This window comes from Methylobacillus draconifructus, assembly GCF_045984385.1.
Classification (GTDB): Bacteria; Pseudomonadota; Gammaproteobacteria; order Burkholderiales; family Methylophilaceae; genus Methylobacillus; species Methylobacillus flagellatus_A.
In genome coordinates, this window is the sequence record NZ_JBJQIJ010000004.1 from 296369 (window position 1) to 314168 (window position 17800).

Here is a 17800-nt window from a genome sequence, read left to right on the forward strand (position 1 = left end):
TGGCGCCGCCGTGCCTGTGTCAAGCGAATTGCTTTAGAGCGGCTGACAAAACTCTCCTGGCGTCGTTGCGCTGCCATGCCGTACTGCTTGTGCTGTCTGCGGCAAATCGGCTAGCCAGGATTGTTTCGCTGAGTTGTGTAAGCCATTCTTGGTTGCGAATTCCTACACATGCTTCGGAATATGACGACTCTTATTTTAAAGAACGCCATGTTTACGATTATGGAATCCAGATCAAGTTTGAGGATGATGTATGCGGTTTTTCAAGTTTTCATTGCTGATGCTGGCATTGTCTTTGCCGTTGTACGGCCGTACCGAGGATAGCGAGTCCCTGACCACGTATGCTGACGATTCGGCCACTACCGGCAAGGTCAAGGCTGCGCTCGCGCGCGACCAGACGCTGGATGCGCTTGATATCAAGGTGCAGTCCGACGACCTCGGTGCGGTGCATTTGAGCGGCACCGCGCGGTCGCAAGCCGAGGTGAGCCAGGCGGCAATAGTGGCGCGCAGCGTGAGCGGAGTGGTATCGGTGCAGAACGATATCGTCATCGACAGTCCGGATCCCAAGAAGAAGTAGGGCATGGTATAGCGGTTCGAGGTTAGAATACGCGGGTTAGTGCCGTGAATAAGGTAGTAAGCCTGCATGCAGGCCGATGAGCCGTCATTGACCCAGTGTGACTCTGCCGATATAGATTGGGCGCACTAACTTCCCACCTACATATCAAACAAGCTGCATGTGCAGCCGTTTTATCGCTGTGCAGTTAGCAACCTGGCGGCAAGCCCGATGAAGACGACCCCTGCAATCCTGTTCATGTTCCTGACCGCCTTGGGCGAGCGTTGCAGCCAACGGCTGAGCCGGCCGGCGGTATAGGCGACCAGGCTGAAGATGACCAGCGTGGTGATCATGAACAATACGCCAAGCTGCAATATCTGCAGAGGCGCACGTCCGGCGCCATCCTTGACGAATTGCGGCAGGAAAGCCAGGAAGAACAACGCCACCTTGGGGTTGGTGACGTTCATGAGGATGCCGCGCTGATAAAGCCCTTTGTCGAGCCCGATAGTGTCATGATTGGGGAGAGCCGTGCCTTCGTTGCCGGGCGATGTGCCCATGCCTGAGGTGAACGCGCCGTAGGCAAGGTAAAGCAAATAGACAGCTCCCACGATCTTGAGCGTGGTAAAGGCGGCGGCCGATGCCTGGAAAATGGCGGCGACGCCGAATGCGACGGCGGCGGTGTGCACGACCAAGCCGGTGCATAGCCCAAGCGTCACCGCAATGCCCTTGCGCACGCCGCCGGCAGCCGCTTGCATCAGGACGAACATATTGTCCGGGCCGGGCGCCAAGGCAAGCACCGCCGATACCGCGACGAATTGCAATGCCGTGTCGATTGAAATCATGCCAATTCCTTTAAGGACTGCGAACAAAACTCTCCGGCGTGTTGCTTGCCTTATCGTACGCTTTACTGCCTGCGGCAAACCCCTTGCCAATCCCAGCATAACCCCGCCGGGGAAGGTTGTCCAAGGGCGCGCTTGGCGGCATGGCCCGGCTAGGGCTAGCCACGGTTATTTCGAGGCGACGACCGGCGCAGCCTCCCAGCTACCGCCCAGCGCGCGGATCAGGTTGACCGTGGCGCGGGCGCGCTCGCCGTCGAGTTGCAGGGTGACGCGCTTTTGCTGCAGCAAGGTTCGATCCGCATCGATCACCTCAAGGTAGCTGACCAGGCCTTCGCGGTAGCGGCTCTGGGCGAGGTGGCTGGCGCGTTGCGACGAGGCGACGGCCGTGTCCTGCACTTCGGACTGGTTGTCGAGGATGCGCAGGCTGGCCAGGTTGTCCTCGACCTCGCCAAAGGCGTTGAGCACGGTCTGCCGGTATTTGGCGACGTCTTCTTCGTAGACGGCGCGTGCGCGTTCCAGCCCGGCTTCGCGGCGGCCGCCGTCAAAGATCGGCATCGAGAGCATGGTGCCGATCAAGGGCCCGAGCAGGAAGGTGCGGTTGGACCACTCGAACAGGCTGCCTAGCTCGGAGGATTCGTAACCGAGCGCGCCGGTGATGTTGAGGCGCGGGAAATAGGCCGCCTTGGCGACGCCGATGCGCGCATTCGCCGCCGCCATCGCGCGCTCGGCGGCTGCGATGTCTGGCCGGCGTTCCAGCAACGAGGACGGCAAGCCGGCTGGCACGTTGATGCTGATGCGTTGCAATGGAAGCGCTGCCAGGCTGAATTCCGCTGGGGTTTTGCCCAGCAGGATGGCGAGGGCGTGTTCGGCAATCGCGCGGCGGCGCGTCACGCCCAGTTCCTCCGAGCGTGCGGCCGCGAGTTCGGTCTTGGCGCGCGCCAGTTCCAGTTCGCTGATGTCGCCGGCGTCGTAGCGGTGCTGCGTCAGCTGCACGGTTTGCTCGCGCAGCTTGACGGTGTGCTGGTAGATGTCACGCTCGGCATCCAGCTCGCGGATGGTGAAGTATTGCTGCGCCACATCCGCCTGCAGGGATAGCAGGACCGAGCGCAGCAGGGCGGCGCTCTGTTCCGCATCGGCCTGGGCGGCGTTGACCAGCGAGGATACGCGGCCGAACAGGTCTGCCTCATAGGCGAATTGCGCCTGCGCGCGCCACAATGTCTGTTCGCTGCCGTTCTCGGTGCGCTGGGCATCTGGCGATACGCGTTGATGCCCGGGGCTGATGCCGCCGCTCAATTGCGGGTAGCGGTTGGAACGCTCGTCCTTGAACAAGGCGCGGGATTGCGCCAGCCTGGCGGTGGCAGCCTGCAGATTCTGGTTGGCGGCCAGGGCCTCGTCCTCCAGGTTGTCCAGGGTGAGGTCGTTGAAGACCTGCCACCACTGGCCGCGGTGGTTGAGTTCCGCCGGCTCTGCAGTCTTCCACTGGCTGGACTGTTCTCCAGTCGCATGAAGGGAGGCTTCCTTGAATTGCGCCGGTGTTGCCACCTTTGGCTTTTCATAGACCGGGGCCACTGAGCATGCCGTCAGCAGCAGCGTCGCGGTCAATAGCGATAATGTCTTGGTCGGTTTCATGGTGTGCTTCCTATATCAAATGGCTGGCGGCTGGGCCGGCAACATGGGGTTTGTGCTCGGTGGCCGAATGCAGCTGGCGGCCTCCGCTCAGCTTGCGCAGCAGCACGTAGAACACGGGCGTGAGGAACAGGCCGAACAGGGTCACGCCCAGCATGCCGAAGAACACGGCGATGCCCATGGCGTAGCGCATTTCCGAGCCCGCGCCGCTGGACGTCACCAGCGGCACCACGCCCATGATGAAGGCGATGGAGGTCATGAGGATGGGGCGCAGACGTAAGCGGCTGGCCTCGATCGCGGCCTTGACGATGCTGCTGCCTTGCAGTTCCAGCTCGCGCGCGAACTCGACGATGAGGATGGCATTTTTTGCAGATAGTCCCACCAGCACCATCAGCCCGATCTGGGTAAAGATGTTGTTATCGCCCTTGGTCAGCCAGACGCCCGTGAGTGCCGCCAGGATGCTCATCGGCACGATGAGGATCACCGCGAGCGGCAAGGCCAGGCTCTCGTACAGCGCCGCCAGCACCAGGAACACCAGCAGCACGCTGATTGGGAACACCCAGATGCCGGCATTGCCCGCGAGGATCTGCTGGTAGGTCAGGTCGGTCCACTCGAACTTGATGCCGGGCGGCAGGGTCTGCGCGGCTATCCTTTCCACTGCCGCCTGGGCCTGCCCGGTGGAATAGCCCGGCGCCGGCCCGCCGTTGATGTCGGCGGCGGTATAGCCGTTGTAGCGCACCACCATTTCCGGACCGTAGGTAGGGGTCACCTTGACCAGCGAGGACAACGGCACCATGTCGCCCGCCATGTTGCGGGTTTTCAGTTGCAGGATGTCCTCGGCCTTGGCGCGGTAGGGCGCATCGGCTTGCGCGCGCACCTGGAATACGCGGCCGAATCGGTTGAAGTCATTGATGTAGAGCGAGCCGAGGTAGATCTGCATGGTGTCGAACACCTCGGTCACCGGCACGCCCAATTGCTTGGCCTTGGCACGGTCCAGGTCCACGTTCAGCTGCGGCACGTTGATCTGGTAGTTGGTGAACATGGGGCCCAGTTCCGGCGCCTTGGAAGCCTCGGCGATGAAGGAGTTCACTGCCTTGTCCAGCTCGGCATAGCCCAGCGCGCCCCTGTCCTCGATCTGCAGCTTGAAGCCGCCGATGGTGCCCAGGCCCATGACCGGGGGCGGCGGGAACACGGCGATATAGGCGTCCTGGATCTGGCCGAATTTCTCATTCAGCGATTGCGCGATCGCGGCGGCCGACAATTCCTTGCCTTTGCGTTCGTTGAACGGCTTGAGCGGTGTGAAGACGATGCCGGCGCTGGAACTGTTGGTGAAGCCGTTGATCGAGAGGCCGGGGAAGGCGACCGCGTTTTCCACGCCGGGCTGCTGCAATGCGATCTCGCTCATGCGGCGGATGACTTCCTCCGTACGTTCCAGCGAGGCGCCGCTAGGCAGCTGGGCGAAGCCCACCAGGTATTGCTTGTCCTGCGCCGGCACGAAGCCGCCCGGCACAATCAGGGAGACGCCCACGGTCAGGCCGAGCAGCACGGCATAGACGCCCATGGCCGAGCCCTTATGGTTGATGATGCCCTTGACGCCCTTGCCGTAGTTGTCGGAGGCGCGGCTGAACAGGTTGTTGAACCTGGCAAAGAAGCCGCCCAGCCAGCGGTCCATGAAGCGCGTGAGCCAGTCCTTCTTGTCGCCGTGGCCCTTGAGCAGCATGGCGGACAGGGCAGGGGACAAGGTCAGGGAGTTGAACGCCGAGATCACGGTGGAAATGGCGATGGTCATGGCGAACTGCTTGTAGAACTGCCCGGTAAGGCCGGTCATGAACGCCAACGGCACGAACACCGCGATCAGGGTCAGCGCGATGGCGATGATGGGCCCGCTCACCTCGCGCATGGCCTGGTAGGTGGCGTCGCGCGGGCTCAGGCCCGATTCGATATTGCGCTCGACGTTTTCCACCACGACGATGGCGTCATCCACCACGATGCCGATCGCCAGCACCATGCCGAACAGCGACAGCGCGTTGATCGAGTAGCCGAATGCCAGCATCAGCGAGAAAGTGCCGATGATGGAAACCGGGACCGCCAGCAAGGGGATGATGGATGCGCGCCAGGTCTGCAGGAACAGGATCACCACCAGCACCACCAGGGCGATCGCTTCCAGCAGCGTGGACACCACGGCGCGGATGCTGGAGCGCACGAACTGCGTCGGGTCGTAGACGATATGGTATTCCACGGATTCGGGGAAATCGGCAGCCAGCTCCTTCATGGTGGCGCGCACGGCATCGGAAATCGCCAGTGCGTTGGCGCCGGGCGCCTGGAAGATCGGGATGGCGACCGCAGGCTTGTTGTCCAGCAACGAGCGCAGGCCGTATTCCGAGGCAGCGAGCTCGATGCGCGCCACGTCGGAAAGGCGCGTGATGGCGCCGTCGGCAGAAGTCTTGAGGATGATCGCGGCAAATTCCTCCTCGGTCTTGAGACGGCCCTGCGCATTGACCGACAGTTGCAGCGGCACATTGTTGGGCGATGCGCCGATCACGCCGGCCGCCACCTGCACGTTCTGCTCGCGGATCGCCTGCACCACGTCGGATGCGGTCATGCCGCGCTGGGCGACTTTCTGCGGATCGAGCCAGACGCGCATGGCGTAGTTACCGGAGCCGAACAGGCCGACTTCGCCCACGCCCTGGATGCGCGCCAGCCTATCCTTGACGTTGATCACGGCATAGTTGCGCAAATAGGTCATGTCGTAGCGGTTGTCCGGCGAGGCCAGGTGTACCACCATGGTGAGTGTGGGCGAGCTTTTCAGCGTGGTGAGGCCCAGCCGCTGCACGTCGGGCGGCAGCCTGGGCAACGCCTGGTTGACGCGGTTCTGCACCAGTTGCTGCGCCTTGTCCGGGTCTACGCCGAGCTTGAAGTTGACGGTGATGGTGAGGTTGCCGTCGCTGTTGGCCTGCGACTGCATGTAGATCATGTCTTCCACGCCGTTGATGGATTCCTCCAGCGGCGAGGCCACCGTCTCGGCGATCACCTTGGGATTGGCGCCGGGGTATTGCGCGCGCACCACCACGGATGGCGGCACGACTTCGGGATATTCCGAGATGGGCAGCTGGAACATGGCCAGCGCCCCGCCCAGCAAGATGAGCATCGACAGCACGCCCGCAAAGATCGGGCGGTCGATGAAGAATTTTGAGATATTCATTTGTAAGTTCTCCCTAAGATTTAGAGCCTGTTCATCCTCTTTTTATAGGGGACGCATGGTTTCAAAGCGTGCCCGATCAAGGCGCAGGCCGCAGGCGATGCTTATTGCCTCGCCAAGGTCTGGAACGCAGAGCGGGTGCGGTTTGAAGCCATGCCCTGTGGGTTGTCCCGCCAGCATAGTCGCTGCGTCGTTGCAAATCCTCGCCGGGCAACGGCCCGACTGTGGTTTTCGCCTTGCATCGCCGGCCCTGGCGGGACAACGTACCCTGTGAAAAGAGGATGAATAGGCTCTCATGCGTTGACGGCCTTTTGCTGTTTATTGGGAAGGCTGCGGATCGTGTGGATCGCTTCCTCTGCCCGAACCTGGGCCAATGGCGACGCGCTGCCGGGCATGGCGACCAGGTGCGGGCTGACCTGGCTGCCGGGACGCACCCGTTGCAGGCCATTGACCACGATGCGTTCGCTAGGCTGCAGCCCGCTTTCCACCACGCGCAGCTCACCATGGGCCGCGCCTAGCCGTATCTCTCGGTAATTGGCCTGGTTCTGCGCATCGACCACCAGCACGTAGCGCTTGTCTTGGTCGGTGCCCACGGCTTTCTCGTCTATCAGTAACGCCGGGTGGGTGCTGCCGCTGCCCAGCCTGACGCGCGCATACAGCCCCGGCAGCAAGTCGCCCTTGCGGTTGTCGAACACGGCGCGCACGCGGATGGTGCCCGATGCGGTGTCTATGCGGTTATCGACCGAGCCGATGCGGCCTTCGCGGCTATAGCCGTCCTCGTTCGCCAGCCCCAGCAAGACCTTGAGCTGGCTGGTGTGTCCGGGCTGGATGAATTTCAGGTAGCTTTGCTCGTCCACCTCGAGCGCCGCGTAGATGTTGTCGGTAGACACCAGCGTGGTGAGCGGCGTGGAGCTCGCGCCCGCGGAAACGATATTGCCCAGCGTCACCTCGGCGCGGGAAATCCGGCCGGATACCGGTGCCGTGATGCGGCTATATTCCAGGTTGAGGCGGGCGGTCTGCAATGCGGCCTGCGCTGCCAGCAATGCGGCTTTCGCCTCCAGCGCCGCGTTGCGCTTTTCCTCGAAGTCGCGGCGGGCGATGGCGTTGTCGCCGATCAGGCGCTCCGCGCGTTCCAGGTCGTGGCTGGTGTAGTCGAGCCGCGCCTCGGCGCCGCTCAGCTGGGCCTGGGCGCGCGCGACCTCCGCCTCGAACGGCCGCGGGTCTATGGTGAACAGCACGTCGCCTTTCTTCACCAGGTCGCCGTCCTTGAAATGGATCCTGGTCAGCGTGCCGGAAACCAGGGGACGGATTTCAACACGCTCGACCGCCTCCAGGCGGCCGGAATAATCCTGCCAGTCGGTGATGTCCTGTTGCGCGACAACCGCAACGTCCACGGTAACGGTATTGCTGGCGACAGCAGTGTCGGCCTGGGCTTCGTGGCTGGCGGGCGACCACAAGATGACGCCGCCCGAGATTGCCAGGGCGGCCGCCAACAGGGCGGCGAATTTCTTTTGTTGGAGTGGTTTAGACATGATGTTCCTCATCTTTAATGTTGAAATCAAAATTTAGCGCGGCTAACAAAACGCTCCTGTCAGGAGCGCTTCGCTGAGTGTTGTTAGCCGCTGTTAATAGGTAAACCGGCTTGTCCCGCCTGGCGTCGCAGGAACTCCACCACCTCGCGCAGCATGGGCTGGTGGGCAGGCAATTCGGCATGCTGGACGCCGGCAAAACGCGACACCTGGGTAGGGATGCCGGCCTTGATCAAGGCGCTGGCGTATTTTTCCGCCTCGATGTGCAGCACGTCGCATTCGGCAGTGGCGATCATGGCGCTGGGTAGGCCGGCAAGGCGCAGCGATTCCAGTGGTGCGGCATAGGGATGCATGCGTTGCGTGCACTTGGGCAGATATTGCCGGTAGCGCTGCGCGCATTGCGCCGCGGTGAGCTCGGACTTGAGCCTGGCGGCATCGCCGAGCAGGGTCATGCTCGGGTCCAGCATCGGCGCGATAAGCACTTGCGCGGCAATGCTGAATTCCCCGCGGTCGCGCGCCATCATGCTCAGGCCCGCTGCGATACTGCCGCCCGCATCGTCCCCGGCCACGACGAGCAGCTTGGCGGCCGCGTTCAGGCGGCGTGCATTGCGTGCGGCCCATTGCGCCGCGGCATAGGCATCTTCCGGCGCTGCGGGGAACGGGTGCTGTGGCGCCAGGGCATAGCCGACGGAAAGGACGACGGCAGGGCAATGGTGCGCGATGAAACTGGCGGGAAAGTCCGCATCGTCGAGGCAGCCCGCGTTGAATCCGCCGCCATGGAAGTACAGCACCAACGGCAGGTTGCCTTCCGCCTGCGCGCCACGGTACAGCCGCACGGGGATCGCTCCCTCGGGTCCGGGGATGATGAAGTCTTCACGGGAAACGCGCGGTTCGCTCACAATCGGTCTGCATTGGCTGATATTGGATGCGACCCATTGTGATCGTTATTGCCAATTTAATAATCTGCGTAAATGTGGAAACACTATTCGTAATTCGCAAACAATGGCGTCCGGCACGCGGACGTACGGTCAATACCGTAAAAAATTGCATGAAAACAACCACACGGATGAGTTTTCCCAATTTATTGATTACAATGGGAACTGATTCTTATTTCCAATCGTGGACATGTCCCGATGTCGCATTTTTCCTCGCACCTGCTGGCCGAGCAGCTTTACCAACAACACCAGCAATGGCTGCGCTTGTGGCTCAATCGCCGCCTGAATAACCATTCCGAAGCGGCCGACCTTGCCCAGGACACCTTCATGCGCATCCTGCTGATGCCGGAGCTCTCGTCGAGCAACCTTGAAAGCGAGCCGTTGCGTGAGCCGCGCGCTTACCTGGCGACAGTGGCGCGCCGGGTGCTGTTGAACCATTTCCGCAGGGCGTCGCTGGAGCGGGCCTGGCTCGATGCGCTGGCGCTGATGCCGGAGGCGGAGGCTCCCTCGCCGGAACAACAGGCGCTGATCGCCGATGCGTTGAACGAGGTGGATGCCATGCTCAACGGCTTGTCTCCCATCGTGAGGGAAGTATTCGTGCTGTCGCAGGTCGAGGGGCTGACCTATGCCGAGATCGCCGAGCAGCTCGACATCGGCTTGCGCTCGGTCAAGCGCTACATGGCGCAGGCCATGGCGGAATGCATCGTACTGGCCTCCAGCTACCAAGGCAGCATCTGACGCCATGGCTGCACCGGAGCTTGCAATTCGCCAGGTCGCCATGCAGGCTGCGGAATGGTTCGTGCTGATCGATTCCGGGGAAGCCACGCCACAGGAGCTGGTTGCCTTCGAACAGTGGCGGGGCGCTGATCCCGCCCACGAGCAAGCCTGGCAACAGGCCCAGCGCATCAGCGGCCTGGCGTCAAACCTGCCGCAGCAGACGGGCAGCACATTGCGGCGCAAAACGCGCCTGGACAGGCGCAAGGCCATCAAGCAACTGGCGATACTGATTGCGGCCGTGCCTGCCGGCTGGCTGGGCTGGCGTACCGGCGAGCAGCAAGGCTGGCTGGCCGATTACCGCACCGCCGCGGGAGAGCAGCGCCGCATTGTCCTGGCAGACGGCACGGTGATCCAGCTCAATACCGCCACCCGCGTTGACATTGACTATAACGCCGCATCACGCACCGTACACCTGCGTGGCGGGGAAATCCTCATCACAACCGCCCCCGATCCCGATGCCCAGCGGAATGGCAAGCCGCGTCCCTTCATCGTGCAGACCGCTTATGGGCGAGTACAGCCGTTAGGCACCCGTTTTGTCGTGCGCCATATCGATGACCATGTGTTTGTGGCGGTGCAGGAGGGGGCCGTGCAAATCAGCAATGGGGCCAGGACTGACATCCTCCATGCCAATGAAGAAACCCGCTTCGATGCCGATGCCATCGACCAGCCGCAAGCATTGTCTCCCCGCGAGTTGAATTGGACGCGCGGCGTGATTTCTGCCGATGAAACCCGCCTGGGCGATTTCATTGCCGAACTTGCGCGCTATCGTCCGGGCATCCTGCGCTGCGATCCCGCCGTGGCGGATATCCGCGTGACGGGGGCTTACCAATTGCAGGATACCGACGCCATCCTGCTCAACCTTGCCAAGGTGTTCCCGGTCAAGCTCGAATACAGAACGCGCTATTGGGTCACTGTGGTAGCGCGGTAGTTTGATGCTATAAAAAATAATCCTCTCGTTCTGGCCCCTTTTACCTGCCTGTCGTGTCCTGTCTGTTGACGTAACAAAAACGATTAACATTACAGGAAGGAACATATGTCATTGCGTCATCAACCCCAAAGCACGATTCCCCAAGACATGCAGGCGGTAAATGTCTCACCGCGTCCTCGCATCCATCATGCTGTGCATGCGGCAGTTTTGGCTATCGGGATGGCGGCAGGTGCTGCCAGCTGGCATGAGGTACATGCCGAACAAGTCACAAGCCAGACCGAGGTCAGGGAGCTGAACATTGCCGCTGGTTCGCTGGCTGCCGCTATTACGGAATTTGCCGTGCAGACCGGCATCAATATCACTGTGGAGCCTGCGCTGGTCCAGGGGCGTGAAACCCCGGGTTTGCACGGCGATTATTCGGTGCGGCAAGGTTTATCGTCATTGTTGGCGCCGCTGGGATTGCAGGCAGAGGAACAGCAACAGGGCAATTTCATTATCAGAGTGATTCCTGAACGGCAGATGGAGCGGGGATCAGTTGCCGTGTTGCCCGAGGTGGCAGTCAGCATTTCCGGCAAGGCGCCGGGTTCGACGACCGAAGGTACGGGGTCTTACACTACCTGGTCGACAAGCAGTTCGACACGACTCAATTTAACGCCGCAGGAAACGCCGCAGGCTGTCACTGTGATGACGCGTCAGCGCATGGATGACCAGAAGCTTGATACGCTGGTCGATGTGCTCGATGCCACACCGGGCATCATCGTTCAGAGAACCTTTATTGGTGAAGGTATTGATGGCACCGACATTTTCGCGCGTGGTTCCCGCCTGCGCAATTATCAGATCGAAGGTGTGCCGACCTCGCTTGCGGTCGGACCTCTGTTGTCAAATACGGCGGCTTATGACCGGGTTGAGGTGGTGCGCGGTGCTACCGGCATTATGAACGGACTGGGCACGCCCGCTGCGACGATTAACCTGATCCGCAAACGTCCGACTGCCGTGCCACAGAAGTTCGTGACTGCCCAGGCAGGCAACTGGGATCGCTATGGAGTTGGCATGGATATTTCCGGCCCGCTGAACGAAAGTGGTACTGCGCGTGCCCGCCTGGCGGCAAACTACAGCGAAGAAGGCGCGTGGGCAAAGCGTTTCGACCAGAAGAATCTTGCGCTATACGGTATCGCTGAATTCGATCTGAGTGAACACACTCTGTTTACCATTGGTTTCAACCATTTAGACCAGAAGACCGATTCCACCATCCTGGGGCGTCCATTGTTCTTTACGAACGGTCAACGGATCAAGCTTTCGCCATCCGACGATGGAACGACTTCATGGAATTACTACGATCATGAGTCGAACAATATTTTCGCCTCGCTCGAGCACCGCTTCGGAACAAACTGGATAGGCAAGGTGGAATACAGCCAGACGCGTTACGATGATGATGCCATCACTGTGGGCGTCACGCAGACAATTGACGCGGCAACCGGAAATGGCATGGAAGTCTGGCCTTACCGCTGGAGCAGCAAAACCCGTCAGAACAACCTTGATGCATACGTGAGCGGCGTGTTTTCGCTGTTCGGACGAGATCATGAACTGATCGGCGGCGTCACATTGTCGCGCAGCCGTTCCAGTACCACTCTTTTCGATTATGATTGGATGAGCTATCCGGCCGACTTTAATATCTATGACTGGACAGATACTGCGCCTGCCCCCGAATTTTTCAAAACGGGCAAAGGAGGTTTTCGTGAACGTCAATATAGCGCTTATCTGAACGCTCGCTTCCAACTCAGCGATGCCACCAGCCTGCTGCTGGGCGGACGTAGTGCGCATTGGCAACTGGACGAGGGATCAGGCAAGCGCAAGGAAGATGTGTTCGTGCCATATGTAGGGCTTGTCCATGCACTCAACGACACTTGGTCGGTATACGGTAGCTACACCAAGATATTCCAGCCGCAGGAAGGCGTCGTATTCTTGTACGGCCGCCCTGGCGCTTCGCCCGACCCCGAGAAGGGGGAAGGTTACGAGGCGGGCGTCAAGGCCAGTTTCAATGGCGGCCGGCTGACCGCTAATCTCGCCGTGTTTCAGATGGATGTGGAAAATCTGGCCTTCTGGGACCCCAATGTCCGCTTTTACGAAGTGCAAGGCGAAACCCGAACACGCGGCGTTGAGCTCGAGGTGAATGGAAAATTGACCGAAGGCTGGCAGACTGGCGCTGGCTACTCCTATGCGCGTACGGAAGATGAGCATGGCGAGCGTGCGTTTACTCGATTGCCGCTACACACCCTGAAGTTGTTCACCACCTATCGCTTGCCGGGTGCGTGGAACAAGCTGACGCTGGGCGGAGGCTTGAACTGGCAGAATTCCATCCGGAGCGGTAGCGCCATCGAGTACACGCAAGGCAGTGTGGCCCTGGTTAACCTGATGGCGCGTTATGAGGTGAGCAGCAATCTGTCTGTTTCGCTGAATTTAAACAATGCGTTGGATAAGGAATACTACTCGACGGTAGCCAACAACTTTGGCACTTTCGGCGCGCCGCGCAACTTCATGGCTTCCATGAAATATACCTTCTGACCATTTTCAAGAGGCGGATGCCGGGTTTGACCCGGCATGCAATTCATCTCCCAAAAGCACAGCATCACGATAAAGATCATGCTGTGCTTTTTTTGTTATAGGCGCATCCCAGCGATATAGCCTGCAAGATACTGAGCAGGCGTATTGGGAATGCTTCGTGTCATTTATCGGACCAGATGAATAAAATGCAGGTGGAGCGCGTCCTCGTTCGAGATATTACGATAAGGGGATGTAACAACAGGTGGTCACAGCCCGAAATCTTCCCGGAAGCGATCGATCTGGTGCATGCGCTCATGCAGAATGGTCACGATACCGATGTCACCGTTCGATAGCTGGCGCCAGTAGACGAAGTGCCGCTCGTACCGGAAGAAGTAGCCATCAATGCCGAACTCGGCTGGAATGGCGCGGGAGGCCGTCTGGTGAGTTGCGATACTGTCAAATGCCTCGAACAGGCCAGTGATGTAGCGATCGGCCTGTTGCTGGCCCCAGCGGTCGCGAGTGTGGCGATAGATCTCATCAAGCCGCCAGGATGCGGCCTCCTGGATGCGTATCTGTGCCATGGCTGGTTCAAGTCCGGTTGCGTGCGATGACTTCGGATGCCGTCAACGGTTGGTACGAGGACTCCGGAGCGGAGTAAGCATGGGATAGCTCTGCCTTGAGCCGCTTGAATGCGGCAGTTTCCTTGGCTTCCTTGTCGCGGCGGATGAGGTCGCGCACATATTCACTGACATTCTCATAGTTGCCTTGTTCGCCTACGTTGGCAGAGACGAATTCACTCAAGGGGCCGCTCAGGCGCACTGTCATTGTGGTGGTCTTCGTACGGGACATGGCTGGATCCTTATTTTGTGAGTTGTCATCAATATAATCAAAAATGAAGACGTCGCCAAGATTTTAATTCCAATGTGTACGGAGGATCAATGAGCGCCCCCGTATCGACTTGTCTATATTTAAAACAATTTATCAATTTTTAGTGAATTGTTAGTATTATTCATAATAATTGTTGATCTAAGTATGAAGGAATGTCTTAAATATGGACCGATTCCAGGCAATGCAGGTATTCACCCGGGTGGTGGATGCCAACAGTTTCACGCGCGCGGCGGATAGCCTCGGCTTGCCGCGCACGACGGTGACGACCACCATCCAGGCGCTGGAAGGCCTGCTCAAGGTGCGCCTGCTCAACCGCACCACGCGGCGCCTGAGCCTGACGCCGGACGGCGCGGCCTATTATGAGCGCTGCATGCGCATCCTGGCCGAGGTGGACGAGACCGAAGCCTTGTTCCGCGACGTGACGCGCGGGCCGAGCGGGCGGCTGCGCATTGACGTGCCGCCCTCGATCGGCCGCCTGATCATCATTCCCAAACTTTGCGATTTCTACACGCGCTACCCGGACGTGGAGCTGGTGATCGGCATGAGCGACCGCCCGGTGGACATGGTGCAGGAGGCGGTGGATTGCGTGGTGCGCATGGGCGGGCTGCAGGATTCCAGCATGGTCGCCCGCCGCATCGGCGCGTTCGGTGTGGTGACCTGCGCTTCGCCGCGCTACCTGGAGCAGCACGGCGTGCCCACGACACTGGAAGACTTGGAGCAGCACCATGCCGTGAATTATTTTTCCAGCCGCACGGGGCGGAACATGGACTGGGATTTTGTCGTGGACGGCAAGGTGACGGAAGTGCGCGGCGTCGGCAAGGTCGCAGTCAACGACGCCGAGGCCTATGTCGCCTGCGCATTGCAGGGCTTCGGCCTGATCCAGGCGCCGCGCTACATGGTGCTGCCGCATCTTCAATCCGGCGAGTTGGTGGAAGTCCTGCCGCAATGGCAGCCGTCCAGCCACCCGATTTCAGTGGTCTACCTGCACAACCGGCACTTGTCGCCCAAGGTCAGGGCCTTTGTGGACTGGATCGCCGAGCTGTTCGCCAGTTGCCCCTTGCTGGGCGAATGCAGCAGCGACATGGTGGATGGGGAGTGCCGCTTTGCCCAGTGCGAGCAGGGCAACACCATGCGCGAGATCATCGACCGCAACAATACGGCCGAGGCGGTGTTCTAGGACACGACAGTTCCTATGTTTATGCGTATAGCAGCGAAGCGTATGCCTGGCGCACGACCTGGTAGCACTCGCACGCCATGCGTTCGAGGCCCGGCCGGTTCAACACGTGGATATGGCCGCGGCTGTAGCTGATCAGCCCTTGTTTCTGCAGTTTCCCCGCTGCTGCGGTGATGCCTTCGCGCCTGACGCCCAGCATATTGGCGATGAGCTCCTGCGTCATGATGAGCTCGGTCTTGTGCAGCCGGTCCAGGCTGAGCAACAGCCAGCGGCATAGCTGCTGTTCCAGCACGCAATGACGGTTGCAGACGGCGGTCTGGGTGATTTGGGTGATGAGGGCCTGGGTGTAGCGCAGGAACAGGTGCGCGACGGCAGGACGGCGGTCGAAAATCTGCTTCAAGGTGCCGGCGCGGATGCGGTAGCCATACCCGGCGCTCTGCACCACGGCGCGGCAGGAAGAGGTATTGGTGCCCATGATGACCGGCGTGCCGACCATGCCTTCCTCCCCGACCACCGCAATTTCCGTCGATGCGCCGTTCTCCATGACGTAGAGCAGGGAGACGATGGCATCGACAGGAAAGAACACGTACTTCAATAATTGTTCCGATTCGTACAACACCTCGCCCAGCTGCATGGAAAGCGGTTCCAGGCTTGCTAACAGCTGCCGCTGATCCTCCAGCGGCAGCGCGTTGATCAAGGTATTGCCATGCGGGCTGAACGGAATGTCCATTTGGCCTCCAAGCAGGTGCTGCAATGCAGTATATGCCGATCGATCCGGCTTGGAAGGGCCAATTGCCGTGTATTAGTCCGATTGGGCTAATTTTCCTATAAATCATCAAGTTATGTTCGCTAGCGCACAGTAAGGCACATGGTTGCCATGCATGCTCGGTCCACCTGGCGCTCATAGCCGGGCAAACGTACTTTTCTTAAAGCAAATGACGATGAGAAGGAAGAGAAAATGAATAAACTGACTATGGCGATTTGTGGGGCACTACTGGCTGCAAGCAGCGGGGTGAATGCAGCGAACATCGTGGTGAACGGGGGCTTCGAGGCTGATGCCATCTCGGGTTCCTGGGAACAGTTGCCTGCGGTGACTGGCTGGAGCTCGGACGGCGTGTTCGAAATACAGCGCGGCAGCGATCATGGCGGTTGGCCCGCATTCAATACTGCATTCGAAGGGGAACAGTACCTGGAGCTGAACTCGACCAACCTGACCTCGATCTGGCAGGACCTGACAACGACTTCCGGCGGTTTGTACAACCTCAGCTTTGCCTATTCCGGCCGCTCGGATACCCCAGGCGACCTGAACAGCGCACTGGAAGTGTATTGGGGCGGGAGCCAGGTGGTGGCAACTTCGGTCACCTCGCATAGCGGATGGGTGGAGTACCACTTCACCAACCTGCTGGCCTCCGATAGCCTGACCACTTTGAAGTTCGTCTCGATAGAGCCGCAGAATGCGCCTTCGTACGGTTCATTCCTGGATGGCGTGATGGTCACTGCCGTGCCCGAACCCAGCACCTACGGCATGCTGGCGCTGGGCCTGGGCGTGATGGGCCTGATCAGCAGGCGCAGACGCCAGCACCAACATCCTCTCTACTAAAATACATTTCTTCTCAATGGGCCAGGCCGACGCCTGGCCTTTTTCATTCCGCTGCCAGCTTGTCGCGGATGGCGGCCACGGCCCGGTACGACTGCAGCCTGACCGCTTGGTCGAATACATGGCCGGTCACCATCAATTCGTCGGGCGCAAGGTCATTGAGCAATTTCCTCAAGCCGGCTTCCACGGTGGCGGCGGAGCCGACCAGCGAACAGGCCAGCATGCGTTCCACGCCGATTTTCTCGGCAGGCGTCCAGTATTGCTCGATGTCGTCCACCGGCGGCGGCAATTGTCCCGGTGTGCCGCGGTGGAGGTTGGTGAAGCCTTGCTGCTGGGAGCTGAACCAGTAGCGCGCTTCTTCATCGGTGTCGGCGACCAGCATATTGGCCGTGACCATGAAGTAGGGCTTGTCCAGCGAGGCGGAGGGCTGGAAGTTGCGGCGGTAAGTGTCCAGCGCCTGCAACAGAAAGGTGGGGGCAAAGTGCGAGGCAAACGCGAACGGCAAGCCATGGGCTGCGGCAAACTGGGCTCCGTAGAGGCTGGAGCCCAGTATCCAGATGGGGATGGTCAGCCCCGCGCCGGGCACCGCTCTGATGCCCTGGCCCGGCTGTGGCAAGGCGAAGTAGTCCTGCAGTTCGGCCACCAGTTCGGGGAAATCCTCACCATGCGCATGCAGGTTGCGCCGCAAGGCACGCGCGGTAGCCATGTCGCTGCCAGGTGCGCGGCCCAGCCCGAGGTCGATGCGCCCCGGGTAAAGCGATTCCAGCGTGCCGAATTGCTCCGCAATCGCCAGCGGGGCATGGTTGGGCAGCATGATGCCGCCGGCGCCGACGCGTATGGTCTTGGTCTGGCCGGCGACATGGCCAATGACGACGGCAGTTGCCGCGCTGGCGATGCCCGGCATGTTATGGTGCTCTGCCAGCCAGAAACGCCGGTAGCCTGATGCTTCCCCAACTTGCGCCAGTTCAATGGAGTTGCTGAAGGCCTGCGCGGGCGTGCTGCCCTGCACGATGGGGCAGAGGTCGAGGATGGAAAATGGAATCATCGCTTGCAAGTGTCGTTCATCAGGATGTTGTGGAAGACAGGTGTTTGCCCTTGAGGTTCGGTTCAAACCCGATTATGCACCGGCCTCAACAATTTCTGTGGGTAACTTTGTGGGCATGATGGGCATTGAATAAATAAGCCGCTGTTATGCCATGCATAAATTAATCCTGCTT

15 protein-coding genes are annotated in these 17800 nt (G+C 60.2%); 6 read left to right on the top strand and 9 right to left on the bottom strand.

The window, feature by feature from the left end; translation table 11 throughout:
- Positions 1–250: 250 nt before the first annotated feature.
- Positions 251–574 (top strand): BON domain-containing protein, encoded by a 324-nt coding sequence (locus ACKF11_RS10525; protein ID WP_407997012.1) that lies wholly within the window; start codon positions 251–253, stop codon positions 572–574.
- A gap of 170 nt (positions 575–744) precedes the next feature.
- On the opposite strand, the gene ACKF11_RS10530 is transcribed toward ACKF11_RS10525, so the two are convergent.
- The 5 genes from ACKF11_RS10530 to ACKF11_RS10550 form a co-directional block, all read right to left on the bottom strand.
- A complete protein-coding gene (locus tag ACKF11_RS10530; RefSeq protein ID WP_407997013.1) occupies positions 745–1392 on the bottom strand; it encodes a LysE family translocator in 648 nt (215 codons plus the stop codon).
- A 165-nt stretch (positions 1393–1557) separates the two neighbouring features.
- The gene (locus ACKF11_RS10535) at positions 1558–3018 is read right to left on the bottom strand and encodes an efflux transporter outer membrane subunit (RefSeq protein WP_407997014.1); all 1461 of its coding nucleotides are present in this window, start codon (positions 3016–3018) and stop codon (positions 1558–1560) included.
- Positions 3019–3028: 10 nt separating this feature from the next.
- Entirely contained in the window at positions 3029–6217 is a 3189-nt protein-coding gene (locus tag ACKF11_RS10540) for an efflux RND transporter permease subunit (protein ID WP_407997015.1), read from the bottom strand.
- Positions 6218–6507: 290 nt separating this feature from the next.
- Positions 6508–7746 (bottom strand): efflux RND transporter periplasmic adaptor subunit, encoded by a 1239-nt coding sequence (locus tag ACKF11_RS10545; RefSeq protein ID WP_407997016.1) that lies wholly within the window; start codon positions 7744–7746, stop codon positions 6508–6510.
- An 83-nt stretch (positions 7747–7829) separates the two neighbouring features.
- Positions 7830–8642: an alpha/beta hydrolase gene (locus ACKF11_RS10550; RefSeq protein WP_407997017.1), complete on the bottom strand. Its 813-nt coding sequence runs from the start codon at positions 8640–8642 to the stop codon at positions 7830–7832.
- A gap of 234 nt (positions 8643–8876) precedes the next feature.
- Here ACKF11_RS10550 and ACKF11_RS10555 point away from each other — a divergent pair, with 234 nt between their 5' ends.
- The 3 genes from ACKF11_RS10555 to ACKF11_RS10565 all read left to right on the top strand — a co-directional run bounded on the left by ACKF11_RS10555 (position 8877) and on the right by ACKF11_RS10565 (position 12945).
- Positions 8877–9416 (top strand): sigma-70 family RNA polymerase sigma factor, encoded by a 540-nt coding sequence (locus tag ACKF11_RS10555; protein ID WP_407997018.1) that lies wholly within the window; start codon positions 8877–8879, stop codon positions 9414–9416.
- Positions 9417–9420: 4 nt separating this feature from the next.
- Entirely contained in the window at positions 9421–10383 is a 963-nt protein-coding gene (locus ACKF11_RS10560) for a FecR domain-containing protein (RefSeq protein ID WP_407997019.1), read from the top strand.
- Between the two features lie 105 nt (positions 10384–10488).
- A complete protein-coding gene (locus tag ACKF11_RS10565; protein ID WP_407997020.1) occupies positions 10489–12945 on the top strand; it encodes a TonB-dependent siderophore receptor in 2457 nt (818 codons plus the stop codon).
- A gap of 245 nt (positions 12946–13190) precedes the next feature.
- Here ACKF11_RS10565 and ACKF11_RS10570 read toward each other — a convergent pair whose 3' ends face one another.
- Positions 13191–13505 (bottom strand): type II toxin-antitoxin system RelE/ParE family toxin, encoded by a 315-nt coding sequence (locus ACKF11_RS10570; protein ID WP_407997021.1) that lies wholly within the window; start codon positions 13503–13505, stop codon positions 13191–13193.
- 7 nt (positions 13506–13512) lie between these two features.
- Complete coding sequence (locus tag ACKF11_RS10575; RefSeq protein WP_309566843.1) at positions 13513–13773, bottom strand: ribbon-helix-helix domain-containing protein; 261 nt, start codon at positions 13771–13773, stop codon at positions 13513–13515.
- Between the two features lie 202 nt (positions 13774–13975).
- Here ACKF11_RS10575 and ACKF11_RS10580 point away from each other — a divergent pair, with 202 nt between their 5' ends.
- Positions 13976–14989 (top strand): LysR family transcriptional regulator, encoded by a 1014-nt coding sequence (locus ACKF11_RS10580; protein ID WP_407997022.1) that lies wholly within the window; start codon positions 13976–13978, stop codon positions 14987–14989.
- A 19-nt stretch (positions 14990–15008) separates the two neighbouring features.
- On the opposite strand, the gene ACKF11_RS10585 is transcribed toward ACKF11_RS10580, so the two are convergent.
- Positions 15009–15716 carry a Crp/Fnr family transcriptional regulator gene (locus tag ACKF11_RS10585; protein WP_407997023.1) on the bottom strand — a complete coding sequence of 236 codons (708 nt, stop codon included), beginning with the start codon at positions 15714–15716 and terminating at the stop codon, positions 15009–15011.
- A gap of 228 nt (positions 15717–15944) precedes the next feature.
- On the opposite strand from ACKF11_RS10585, the gene ACKF11_RS10590 reads away from it, so the two are divergent.
- Positions 15945–16586 carry a DUF642 domain-containing protein gene (locus ACKF11_RS10590; RefSeq protein ID WP_407997024.1) on the top strand — a complete coding sequence of 214 codons (642 nt, stop codon included), beginning with the start codon at positions 15945–15947 and terminating at the stop codon, positions 16584–16586.
- Positions 16587–16629: 43 nt separating this feature from the next.
- Here ACKF11_RS10590 and ACKF11_RS10595 read toward each other — a convergent pair whose 3' ends face one another.
- Positions 16630–17628 (bottom strand): LLM class flavin-dependent oxidoreductase, encoded by a 999-nt coding sequence (locus ACKF11_RS10595; protein ID WP_407997025.1) that lies wholly within the window; start codon positions 17626–17628, stop codon positions 16630–16632.
- Positions 17629–17800: the final 172 nt, after the last annotated feature.